The organism is Paenibacillus pedocola (assembly GCF_031599675.1).
Taxonomy (GTDB): domain Bacteria; phylum Bacillota; class Bacilli; order Paenibacillales; family Paenibacillaceae; genus Paenibacillus_AQ; species Paenibacillus_AQ pedocola.
In genome coordinates, this window is record NZ_CP134223.1 from 6,292,743 (window position 1) to 6,304,338 (window position 11,596).

Genomic DNA, 11,596 nt, shown 5'->3' on the forward strand with positions numbered 1-11,596 from the left:
GCGGGTTCCGCGGCATCGCTCTTGGATAGCCTGCCTGGAATCCGCCTTTATCATCCTGACATAGAAACTGGAAACTTAGGAGCGTGAACCATGAGTAAATTCGGAATGTATGCGAAATTCACCGCCAAACCGGGCCAGCGCGATGCCCTGGCGGCCATTCTGCTGGAAAGTGCAGCTGCTGCCGAGGCTATAGACGAATGTGAGCTGTACATTATCAATATCTCTGATACTGAGCCCGATATCCTCTGGGTAACAGAGGTTTGGGGCAGCCCTGAGGCCCATGCAGCCTCACTCACCCTTGAAGACACCCAGGCTGCGATCCGGCGCGCCATGCCGCTGATTGCCGGTGTTGAGTCGACGAAGATCAAGCCGGTAGGCGGTAAAGGGCTGGTATTCGGCTAAAGCCGGAATTACCCCTGGCTGGCCTGGCTATTCGCTGTCCAATTCGGCCAGCCGGGCAATGATTCTCCGTTTGCGGTAGAGCATCTGCGCGGCATCCGCCACATCCTCCAGCGCCTGGCGGTTGATGAATGCGCCGAAAAACATCCCTGCCACCGGAACGGTCTGCAGCAGCTTCTTCCAGCCCCAGTTGTCACGGTAGACGGTAATGACCTCGCGCCAGCCCTGGATGGAGGAGACGGCGGTGTTTGATCCGGCTGTAATATCACCGTCGCCTCCGGCCTGCAAATTCAGCTCTCGGAGAATGGTCTGCTTACCCACGATGTCGGAAGAAGCAAACTGCATCACCTTCACTGTAAAGATCCGCTCGGCTTTCTCTGTAGGATTATATCCGTAGCATAACCCGATCTCCTGAATGACCTTCAGCGACAGGCCCAGAACAGCAGGAATATCGGCGGCGAGCGTGAACACACCGCCAAAGCCGGTCGTCGCTCCTTGCGCCGTTGCAACATTGCGGCTGCTCTGACTAAGCTTCTGTGCAGCGGCATCCATAACAGCCAGCGGGAACGGACCTTTCTCCGGGGCTCCCGCAGCCTTGCTTGCAGCTTCCATCAGCAGCCCCACCTTGCGGCCGGCCACCAGATAGTTGCCCCCATTCTGAATATAGCTGCCCAGCTCGTCCAGCAGCTTGCCCACCTTCTCGTGAATCACCTTCGGGGTGACCTTGTCGAGCAGTTTGAACGGCAGGCGGGTGATCCGGTCCCAGATCATCAGCTTATTCTGTTCCTTTTCCCACTTGGCAATTCCGGCAAGCGCAGCCTGCAGCTCCTCCCGTGTTTCCAGATGTGCGGATGGTTCCGCCGGTTCCAGCATATAATCGCCTCCTTATATCTCTTACTTCTATAACCCGATACGGGCGGTTTGAATGCGGTTGTCTGCGTTTAGCTCAGGATTTAACCACAGGAAAAAGGCATTCCCGGCCATTGCCGGAAATGCCGAGACCCTGCTGTCTATGACTTGCCTAGTCTTCGAACCGGTATGCTTGCTCTTGCAGCCCGGCCAATCTTTCTTTTTCGTCAGCCAGCCGTTCTTCAGTCAGCTCCACACCGTGTCTGCCGACCGAACCCTCCGGGGCATGCCGTACAGCTTCTTCAGCATGCTCCAGACTATTCTCTGCCTGGGTAAGGGTCTGCTCGTTCGGATGGCTCAGCGCCTGGGATACAGCATTATGCAGCTTCGTTACCGAGTCCTGCGCCTGATCCACTGTACTATTCGTGCGCAGACTGGATTCATAATGTTTCATACTAAGAACACTCCCCCTTCTCACGCTTTCGTTCCCCTTTAGCATGGATAGGGAGAGCATTTCTTATGCACCGCAGCTCCGGCAGGAGAATTCTATACCAGGAACATGGCGACCACTGTCATCGCTGCGAGGCCCAGCAGGACCGGCTTCAGATTGCGCCGGGCTAGTTCGAACGGGCTGACGCCGCAAATGGCGGCAGCTGGAATGAGTGCCCACGGAATCAGTGTGCCGCCGCCAACCCAGATGGCGGTCACCTGGCCAAGGGCAGTCAGCGTTGCGGCGCCGGAGTGAATCGCCGCCGCAAACATCTGGGCAATCGAGCCGGCCAGCGAGATGCCCGAGAAGCCGGAGCCGTCGAGACCAGTGATCGCCCCGATCACCGTCAGCGTTACGGCTCCTACCGCGCCGTTAAGCGGCACATGGTCCGCCAGGGCGACGCCCAGGTCGTTGACGATGCCGTGGGAGCCGGCCGGCAGCGTGCTGCCGTACAGTTCGGTAAAGGCGGAATCGCCGAGATAAAAGAAGGCGGCAATCGGAATCACCGGACCGAATACTTTGAAGCCAAACACGAATCCTTCGATCAGGTAGGAAGTGACCTTCTCCAGCCCCTGGTTGCGGTGTGCGAGCAGCGTGATGACAATCAGAATGAATACGGCCGTTCCGCCGATAAGTGCCGTGGCATCACCGCCCTGCAGGTCAAGGGCGAACATCCCCACTAAGTCCAGCAAGAACAGCAGCGGGATGGCAATCGCCAGCCCTTTTCTAAGATTTGCGCTCATGAACACCGGGGCTGTATCCTCCGCCTCAGCTGCCGTAAGCGGGCCTGCTCCGCCTTTGAAGGACACGAGTCCGTCTCTCCAGGTCCCGTTCTTCTGATCCCTGCGCATCATCCAGAAGGCGGCGACTGTAGTCACCAGGCCCATAACAATAACCAGCGGGATACTCGCCTCCATCACACTGGATACCGGAAGGCCGGCGGCATCCGCCGTCAGCTTCGGAGCTCCCTGGATAATATAATCACCGGATAATGCGATGCCGTGGCCGAACAGGTTCATTGCCATCGCCGCGCCAAGCGCGGGCAGGCCGACCCGCAGCGCCACCGGCAGCAGCACGGCACCGACCAGCGCAACTGCAGGCGAAGGCCAGAAGAAGAATGAGGTCACCATCATAATCAGCCCGATGCCCCAGTAGGCCATCGCCGGGGTGCGCAGGAAGCGGGTAAGCGGAGCGACCATCGCCTCATTGATGCCTGTGATAATCAGAATCCGGCTCATCGCCACAATGATGGAGATAATCATAATGGTGCCCAGCAGCTCTTTGGTCGCGTAGACAAAGGAGTTGAAGATCCCCGACACCGAACCGCTAAGCGTTTCTGTAGCCAGCAGCCCCAGGGCGAAGATCCCGGCCACACAGATCATGGTCGTGTCACGCCGCCGGATCAGCAGCGCCAGGATGAACACAATAAACACCAGATATACATAGTGGATCGCACCTAAATGGATGTCCATTATAGATAGCGCCTCCTTTCCTTTATAGCAAGATGGTGCTATATGCTATGCATCGGGTTAGGCGTTTGTTCGCGGAGTCCGGCGGGAAATGACAGTATTCGTCAGCCTCATAAAAAGCGGTATGGCTGGAGCAGCAGATAGCAAAAAACCACCCCGGCAAGCCGGAGTGGCGGTTTCTGTTAAGCTTTTATAGCGATAATAAAAAACCTGTGCTCAGTACTCCCGATATAACCTGTCTTGGCAAGCTGCTCCTGCAGCAGGCACAGCCGGTCATAACACTTCTCCACCGAGAAGCCGGGGAACTCCCATTCAATAATCTTTGCAAAGTACACCAGTGCCCCTACATCCTTGAACTTCAGCAAGGGAAAGGCTTCGGCCGACTGAACAATCGTAAAGCCGCTGCTCCGCAGCTCATCACTGACCTGCTCCGCGTTGAAGGCTTCATCGACCGGTGCGGCTTCGCCCCCGAGCAGAAACTCCGATAAGGCCCGGTTGTTCCGTCCGCCCACTTGCTGGGTAACAAAGACCCCTCCAGGCTTCAATATCCGCTTTACCTCCTGAATGGAGAATGCCTCATGCCGGTTTATGATCAGATCAATGCTGTTGTCATCAAACGGTAGGGAATCATCGCTAAACACCTGTCTCAGCTCGATTCCGTGCGGCGGGAACAGCTCCCTGCAAAGTTCCACATTGGGCGGATACGCCTCTGTAGCGTACGTCCTTCCCGGCGGAGGCGAGAGCGACAGGAGAAATTCACCGCCGCCTGTCCCCATATCGAGCAGGGCGCCCTCATTGTTGTTCATATATGTTCTAACTGCTGCTTCATAATCCCACGGCAGACCATCATCCTCCATCCGCCCGGATAATGCAGAGAAATCCCATCCCTTGAAGGAACGCCGTTCCTCCTGCAGCCAGCTGTGCTTCCATTCGCTGCTCAAATCACCTGTTCCCATAACTATACCCCTCTCGCATGTGTATTGCCCAACGCTCTGCGGATAAGGTGCAGCTGAGATCTTACCTGATAACCTATTCATTTCGAAACGCCCGGCACTATCCTGTTATCAGATTAGTCTGGCCGCACCGGGCAGTTACCTCGTGAAATCACCATGATTATAGCCCTCGCTTTTAGGGAATCTTAATTACCTTTTTATAGTAGCATAGCGGCAGAGCAAAGGGGAAGCCTGACGGCCCCCCCTCCCATACTCCTTATTACCACAGCGTAAATGTTATTTAGCCAAAGCACCCGCCGCCGCATCCTCGCCGCCGAGACGCCCGGAGGTGAAGGAGTAGCCGATGCCGACACCGTTGCCGACATAAGTATCATTAAACAATACGCCTTCCGATTCCAGACCGACAGCGTACAGGCCCTTGATTGGCACCCGCTTGTCATTCAGCACCTGGAACTTAGTGTTGACGAGTAATCCGCCGACCGAACCGAGATTGTTGATCTCTGCGATCACCGCGTAATAAGGTCCGCTTTCACCCATCGGAAGCAGATATTCCTTAGCTTTGCCGAACTCGGTATCCACACCGGTCTTAGCCGCTTCCTGATATTTAGTGAAAGCCTCAGTGAATACAGCCGCATCCATGCCGGCATTTTGCGCCAATTCTTCAATGGTATTGCCTTTGTAACCGTCCCCGTTAGCTACCATGGATTCGAACACTTTATCCGCATCCTTCCAAGGGTTGTCGAGCGTAAACTGATCGGCAAATGCAGCATAGAATTCCGGCGGCATTCCCGGCAGGGCAGGTGCTTTTACCCCTTTCATTCCTTTTGCCTTAAGCGCATCGATTTGTGATTGTGAGACAATAACCAGATGATAAGCTCCGTTAAAAGCACTGGTATTGGCCGCTGCTACAGCTGTAAGTGTCGCCGCTTCATCTCTGAATCTCGCCCCGGAAGGGCCGACGTTCATGAAGTTAGGCAGGTAGGTGGTCATCAGCGGATAGCTGGCCTCAAACGGCTCATACTGGGCTTTCAGCTTCTCTGTGGATCTGGCCAGGGTCTGGTGCAGCATCTGTCCGCCGAAATTATCAGGAACCTTCGCGCCGGCATCCCAGGACATCTGCAGGCCTTCCCCGATATTCTGGCCGAGTCCGCCGTTTACACCTTCGAAGCCGAAGGCTTCTTTGACCATTTCTTTGTTGGCGGCATAACCGCCGGTTGCCATCACAATGCTTTTACCTGTAATTTCGAGGGTTGTACCGTCCGCCTTCTCAGCCACTACTCCGGTTACCTCTCCGTTTGCGCCTGTAATCAGCTTCTTGGCCGTGGTTTCGGTAATGACCTGTCCGCCGCCTTTTTCCACCGATTCCGCCAGCATTGCCCGCAGCAATCCTTGTCGCGTATCATAAGCCGGCAGCATATGCAGCTGTTCTCCGGCGAAATTAATGAAGGTCGTCGGATAACCCTTTTTGGCCAGCCAGTCATAGGTATCTCCGGATTTCGTCACATACTGGCGGATAGCCGCCGCATCCACCCGCCAGTGGTTATTGGCGATCCAGTCGGAGATTTCCTTCTCGACGCTGATTTTAAGCCCGCTGCTGACTGCAGCTGAGGAATTATAGAATTTACCTGCCCAGGACAGATTGCTTGCTCCGCCGATGGTAGCGGTTTTCTCAATAATGATAACCTTTGCGCCTTTATCTGCAGCCGATACAGCCGCCGACACGCCGGATGCTCCTGCGCCCACGACGACAACATCAGCCGAGAGCTGTTCCGTTTTACCTTCGCCCGCCTTGGCGACTTCACGTGATTTGAACGCCTCTACGTTGCTGCCTGCCTGCTTAAGGGCATCTTCTACCGCAGCCAGAACGGCATTGCTGGACTCGGAAGCACCGCTGACCGCATCGACCGCAAGAGTCTGGCCGGCAATAATTTCGTCCTTAATCTTATTCATGGCCTCCACGCCGATGCCTGCCGTTTCACTCTGGCTGACGACCTTGATATCCGTAATGGTCTGCGCGGCATCCAGTGTAACCTCTACCCGGATTTTGCCGTCCTTGCCGTCGGCCTCCGCCTGGTAGGTTCCCGCTTTAAAAGAAGCCGGTATCTCGCTGCTGTCCGCCGCCCCCTGCGTGGCTTCAGGTGACGCCGATGGCTGCTCTGAAGCCGCCGGTTCAGCGGAGTTGCCGCTGCAGCCGCTGATGACAGCCAGGATCATAACGAGACATAGCGACAAAATGAACATTCTAGAAATGGTTTGCTTATGCACTTCTATTTCCCCCCATGTGGTTAGTGGCTGACCGTTTTCTCTGCTGTGGGCCGCCTATATGCCACCGAGTGTAAACCTTGGTGCAGCACCAAGGTCAATGAAATAGTTGTGAATTTTTTCTCAAAGTCCTTCTGGAAGATACAGTCCGGGTTTGTTTAGACAGGAATGTTGATCTCCAGATAAGATTTGTTCTCCCCTTTAACGCGTTCCGTAAAAAGAATCTTGCCGAATATATCGCCAGTAACCGTATAACACTGTTCCTCGGCGTAATCGAGCATAAACTGGAAGACCTTCTGTTCGATATATTCTTCATCAGAAGCGACGATAACCGCGGAGATACAGGTGCAGGGCGGAAGATACTCCACGCTGTCGTTCAGGCACACCCCAAGCTGCTCCTGATCCTCTTCAAGCAGGGCCAGGCCCCAGCTGTAATCAAACTCCCCGTCGCTGCTGATTCCGGCCGTGTTCCGGGTGCGGAAGGAATAGAAGGTGAACGGCAGCAGCTCCATCCAGGCTTGTACGGTTCTTTTGAGACAATCCTTCTGCAGCAGATGATTTTTGTTCGTCTGCCGGATCCGGTACATACCCGGCATCTGCTTAACCCGGCACTTGTAGAAGGATTCGCCGATGGCCATAAGCTCCTTATGGATGTCATTGATTTTGTCCAGCAGCATCGTGCTCCGCCGGATCTCTGCTTCTAATTGCAGCTGTGCGGCGGCGATAGATTCCACTACCCGCTCCGCCGGCGCCTCGTTGATCAGCTCCGCCACATCCTGCAGCGGAATCTGCATACTGCGGTACCAGCGGCTCGACAGCAGATTCCGGGCATCCAAATCATCGAAGTAACGATAATTGTTATGATGATCCTTCATCGGCCTGACAATATCATGTTTCTCATACAGCCGCAGTGTATCCGCTGTGATTCCAAGAATCGATGCGAACTCCCCGATAGAATATTTCATATAAAAGCCCCCCAGCTCTGGCGAAACTCATGGATTTCATATCCATAATGATACGGGGTTCCGGCCGGGGCTTTTGTGGTCTTTGTCACATGGCAGCAGCACCGGGGCCTGAACCCGGCCGCTATCCGGCACCCGGCCAACGCAAAAAGCGGCCCCGGAGGACCGCTCTGCTAAAGGTTATTATCGAAAACGATTTTGTGGAGAACGATTCTATTGGGAGCGTCCCTCGCTCAGATTCAGAACTGCCTTGCTGATGCGCCGCTGCCGCGTTTCGGCAGTCTTAGCCTCTTCAATGGACAGCACGAACCGCCGCTTATTGCTGTAGGACAACCCGTCGAAAAAGCTCCGGGCCGCAGGTTCCCTGTCCAGCGCCTCCGCAAAATCAGGCGGTACTGCCACTTCCCTGGGCTCGTTATCGAGTACAAGCTCTACCTCAATTTCCTCTCCGGCGCTAACGCCGGCGCCCTTGCGGTGCTCCGCACTAAGCGGAATGAGAAACTGTCCGCCCATAACAGCCACCGTGCTGGGATATGTATAGCCGCCAATCGTTACCTTGACCGCCGGCTTCTTGCTTGTGCCCAGGCTGGCCACAACCTCTGCCGGAACCGGTATCCCCGTTGCCGTCTTGCCGCCAAGTATTACAGTTGTCCGGAATTTCATCGGTCTACCCCCTGTCAGGATGCCACTCTATTAGTACTCCCATTGTAGAACGAAGCCTTGTACTTTTCCAGTCGCCTGCAGGTGCAGCTCTCGTATATACTTAAATATATCAATGAACGCTATGCGCGGAGGTGACTCCCTATGAATCTAACCGAAAAAGTGCAAAGCCTCCCCTTAACGCCGGGTGTCTATCTGATGAAGGACAGCCTCGGCCACATCATTTATGTCGGCAAGGCGAAGCAGCTGCGGAAACGGGTGCAGTCCTATTTTTACAATAACAAAGGCCACTCCCCGAAAGTGGTTCAGCTTGTCCGCAATATCAGAGACCTTGAATACAGGCTGACCGATACGGAATTTGAAGCCTTCATGCTGGAATGCCAGCTCATCAAAGAAATCAAGCCGATGTACAATAAAAAAATGAAAAATCCGCTGGCCTACAGCTACATCTCCATCCGCGCAGATAGGACCGGGCGCCGCCAGATTGAAGTGGGCTATGATCCCGGCCCTCCCGGACAACATCTGCATTTCGGGCCCTATACGAGCAGGAGCACCGTCGAGCGGGCGGTACAGGGGATCAAAGAAAGCCAGCGGATTCTCTGCAGCAGCCCGAACACCGGGCATTCGCTCTGCCTCAACCACTCGCTTGGCCTCTGTATCGGAATGTGCGGCGGCGGCGAAGCACTGGATACCTATAATATAATCATAGACCGGATTATCGCTCTTCTGGACGGAAGTGACCGAGGGATACTTAACGACCTGGAACAGCGAATGGACGAGGCGGCGGAGCGGTTTGATTTCGAGGCGGCCGCCAAATACCGCGATTATGCAGGAGCAGTCCAGGCACTGCTTCAGAAGGAGCAGGTCTCCCGGTTCACCGGAGAGAACAAAAATATTGCGTTACTGGAGCCGGTGGACGAGCATACCCTTAAACTGATCCTGATCAAAGGCGCAAGGATTCTCTTCCGCACCAAGCTGGATATAAGCCAGCCGGATATGGAACAGCTGCACCGCACGGTACTCGCGGCGGTCACCGGGCATTTCGCTGCTGCATCCTCTGAGCTGGCCGGAGAGATCAGCCGCCATACCATTGATGAAGCCCAGATTATCTTCAGCTATCTGAAGAGCAGCTCCGGCAGCTATCTGATTGTTCCGCAGGAATGGCTTGGCGGGAAGCCGGAGCCCTTACTGGAGGAAGCTGTTCACAGGCTTCTGGAAAATTCTATATCTACTCTTTAAAGATGGACGGCTCCTTAACGTACCACTCCGTCAAGCCACAGGTTGAACAGACGTAGGGGGCAAGTTCACTGGTTTTTTTGGCTGCAAATACTCTGTTCTGCTTTTTGATAGCAGAAAATTGCCCAACCGTATTTGTCGCTGTACATTCTATCAGCTTGACACCGCAATTCCGGCACATATGTATCATTTCAATCATCTCCTTCTATAATTTTCAAGATCTGATTCATATATCCGTCTCTTTCTACAGGAATGATTTTGTTCTGAAATAGGTGTACATCATAGTCATCCACATACCATCTTGCATCCGTTATTGAGAACTGATAGTGATGTTTGATATTGGTTATGGAATGCAGGGTCACCGTCTTTTTGACCGTTCCCTCTCCGATCAGATATACATTTTGCAGTTTCTGGACAAGCATCAACGTCAATATTTCACTACAGCTTGCTGTACGATGATTTACAAGTATAAATATTTTTTTAAAGCTATAGCCCTCACTATTAATTTTCCGGTGTATTACTTGCTTCTCCTTATAATTCAAGAGCAGCATGTCGCATATGGGAAGCAGTTGTCTGGCGATTTTCAGACAAGCCTCTAATTTGCCGCCGCTGTTATTTCTGAGATCCAGGATCAAATAAGTCATATGCTGGTACTTATGTAATAAACCTTCAATATTAATAGCCGACTCATCATTAAAGTTAGTAAAAGAAATGTACAAAATATCATGCAGCTTGATATCAGACTTTACTGAATCAATTTTTTTCCTCTTCACAAATGATTTACCCGGGTAAAAATAATTAAATTGAGTATAAACTGAATCTGTAGTACTGCTCACAAACTCCTGAAAATCCAGATGAGAAACCTTTCGTTTGTTCAGCAGAGTATGCTTTTTATCTTTATAAGCATCCTCCATTGCTAAGTTTAATTCTTTTTCTTCATATACCTCGACAAGCATTTTGACTAGCCGTTTGGGAATATAGCGATGCGGTCTGAGTGTGAGCATTCCTCATTCCTCTATTGTGTTACTTTCCTCAAATGTCTTAAGCAGCTTCTGTGTGTTGATTATTAAATTCTCTTTGTTCGGATTATTAACGATCCAGTAAGAAAACCATAAAGCGAATAGGGCCAGGACAAACGACAAGCCTGTGAGCTGCAGAGAAACATGTATCTCTTTTCCGTAATAAAACAAAAACAAAAAAGGATTGGCATAAATCAATAAGCCTGCCACAGATGCCAAAACCTGCTTGAATTTGGAGTAATCTGAATAATGAATTGTAGAAAACCCAATGATTGAGGCACCAATTACTATATTTAGGACATTTTGCAGCATTGCCTGAGTGGTTATATTGAAGTCTATACCGAATAGGAAGGGTCCGCTAAGAACAGCCAGCCACAAGATAATGTTTGAATATATAAAACCAATTACTGCAGTGTATAAAAGGTTTACCAACCATATTTTTTTTATTGATGTATTAGTCGCCAGTATGACTTCAGTGGATACAAGTTCTTCAATGGAGAAAAATACGAATGTCTGCAGGAGGATTACGCTCAGGGAATAAAATGCGATTATATTTTCTGTTTTTATATTCAACATTAACAATAAGAAAAAGTAAGCCGCCGGCAGGATAATGAATACGAGCATTCTGATTTTGCTTTTTTGGAATTCGTTATATTTCTTCCACATTAACGCTCTCATATTACAGGCTCCTTCTCACGATTCTTTCTTTCCTTATATCTCTTCTAAGAACAAAGTTCATTACGATTATCAATAGAAAACTTACGAGCACTGCAATTACGAACTCTTTTTTGTCCAGGTTTAGGATCAGGTAGTAAACAAGGTAATCAAGCAATAACACAGTAAATTTATATTTTTTACCAATCCGCCATATCAGTTTATATAACATCAGGTGATATGCAAAAACCCAGGCCAATAAGCAGGCAATCTCTAAGAAATTCATATTAAAGGATACGTCAGCTACATGAAGAGTCATAATATTGATGCCTGAAACTACAATACACTTACACATTAAATATACCGTTTTGCCAAGCCAGACATTTTCCACATTTATAGGCAATGCCAGTAAGGACTCTATGCTCTGATTCATATCCGAAATGATCATTTCCATCTGAAAAACAAAATATATGGCCAGCAGCAAATAAACATCATAATTTTGAAAAGAACTTTTATACCTGATTAAAACGTAGTTCCCAAGAATAATAAACAATAAAGAAACCAGATTGGATCTCGTCCTTAATTTATCCTTTTTAATTTCACGCCAAAATATAGTTTTATAAATGCTCATAGGCCTCCATAC

General features: G+C 51.2%; 12 protein-coding genes. 2 read left to right on the top strand and 10 right to left on the bottom strand.

Annotated elements, in window-relative coordinates; all coding sequences use genetic code 11:
- Positions 1-90: 90 nt before the first annotated feature.
- Positions 91-402 carry a putative quinol monooxygenase gene (locus QU597_RS27915; protein ID WP_310830724.1) on the top strand — a complete coding sequence of 104 codons (312 nt, stop codon included), beginning with the start codon at positions 91-93 and terminating at the stop codon, positions 400-402.
- Between the two features lie 27 nt (positions 403-429).
- Here the strand turns inward: QU597_RS27915 and QU597_RS27920 are convergent, their stop codons facing one another.
- The 7 genes from QU597_RS27920 to QU597_RS27950 all read right to left on the bottom strand — a co-directional run bounded on the left by QU597_RS27920 (position 430) and on the right by QU597_RS27950 (position 8,047).
- Positions 430-1,272, bottom strand: a complete 843-nt coding sequence (locus QU597_RS27920) for an EcsC family protein (RefSeq protein ID WP_310830725.1) — start codon at positions 1,270-1,272, stop codon at positions 430-432.
- Positions 1,273-1,420: 148 nt separating this feature from the next.
- Positions 1,421-1,702, bottom strand: a complete 282-nt coding sequence (locus tag QU597_RS27925; protein WP_054942473.1) for a hypothetical protein — start codon at positions 1,700-1,702, stop codon at positions 1,421-1,423.
- Positions 1,703-1,794: 92 nt separating this feature from the next.
- Positions 1,795-3,210, bottom strand: a complete 1,416-nt coding sequence (locus QU597_RS27930; RefSeq protein ID WP_310830726.1) for a hypothetical protein — start codon at positions 3,208-3,210, stop codon at positions 1,795-1,797.
- Positions 3,211-3,389: 179 nt separating this feature from the next.
- The gene (locus tag QU597_RS27935) at positions 3,390-4,163 is read right to left on the bottom strand and encodes a class I SAM-dependent methyltransferase (protein ID WP_310830727.1); all 774 of its coding nucleotides are present in this window, start codon (positions 4,161-4,163) and stop codon (positions 3,390-3,392) included.
- Positions 4,164-4,436: 273 nt separating this feature from the next.
- Positions 4,437-6,425 (bottom strand): FAD-dependent oxidoreductase, encoded by a 1,989-nt coding sequence (locus QU597_RS27940; RefSeq protein WP_310830728.1) that lies wholly within the window; start codon positions 6,423-6,425, stop codon positions 4,437-4,439.
- A gap of 155 nt (positions 6,426-6,580) precedes the next feature.
- A complete protein-coding gene (locus QU597_RS27945) occupies positions 6,581-7,387 on the bottom strand; it encodes a MerR family transcriptional regulator (RefSeq protein WP_310830729.1) in 807 nt (268 codons plus the stop codon).
- Positions 7,388-7,597: 210 nt separating this feature from the next.
- Positions 7,598-8,047, bottom strand: a complete 450-nt coding sequence (locus QU597_RS27950; protein ID WP_310830730.1) for a YdeI/OmpD-associated family protein — start codon at positions 8,045-8,047, stop codon at positions 7,598-7,600.
- 141 nt (positions 8,048-8,188) lie between these two features.
- Between QU597_RS27950 and QU597_RS27955 the strand changes: the two genes are divergently transcribed.
- Positions 8,189-9,283: a UvrB/UvrC motif-containing protein gene (locus tag QU597_RS27955; RefSeq protein ID WP_310830731.1), complete on the top strand. Its 1,095-nt coding sequence runs from the start codon at positions 8,189-8,191 to the stop codon at positions 9,281-9,283.
- 188 nt (positions 9,284-9,471) lie between these two features.
- Here the strand turns inward: QU597_RS27955 and QU597_RS27960 are convergent, their stop codons facing one another.
- From QU597_RS27960 to QU597_RS27970, 3 genes are read right to left on the bottom strand one after another with little or no spacing between them, the layout of a single operon-like run.
- On the bottom strand, positions 9,472-10,284 hold the full coding sequence (locus QU597_RS27960) for a S41 family peptidase (RefSeq protein WP_310830732.1): 813 nt from the start codon (positions 10,282-10,284) through the stop codon (positions 9,472-9,474).
- Positions 10,285-10,287: 3 nt separating this feature from the next.
- A complete protein-coding gene (locus QU597_RS27965) occupies positions 10,288-10,977 on the bottom strand; it encodes a hypothetical protein (RefSeq protein ID WP_310830733.1) in 690 nt (229 codons plus the stop codon).
- Position 10,978: 1 nt separating this feature from the next.
- On the bottom strand, positions 10,979-11,584 hold the full coding sequence (locus QU597_RS27970) for a hypothetical protein (RefSeq protein ID WP_310830734.1): 606 nt from the start codon (positions 11,582-11,584) through the stop codon (positions 10,979-10,981).
- Positions 11,585-11,596: the final 12 nt, after the last annotated feature.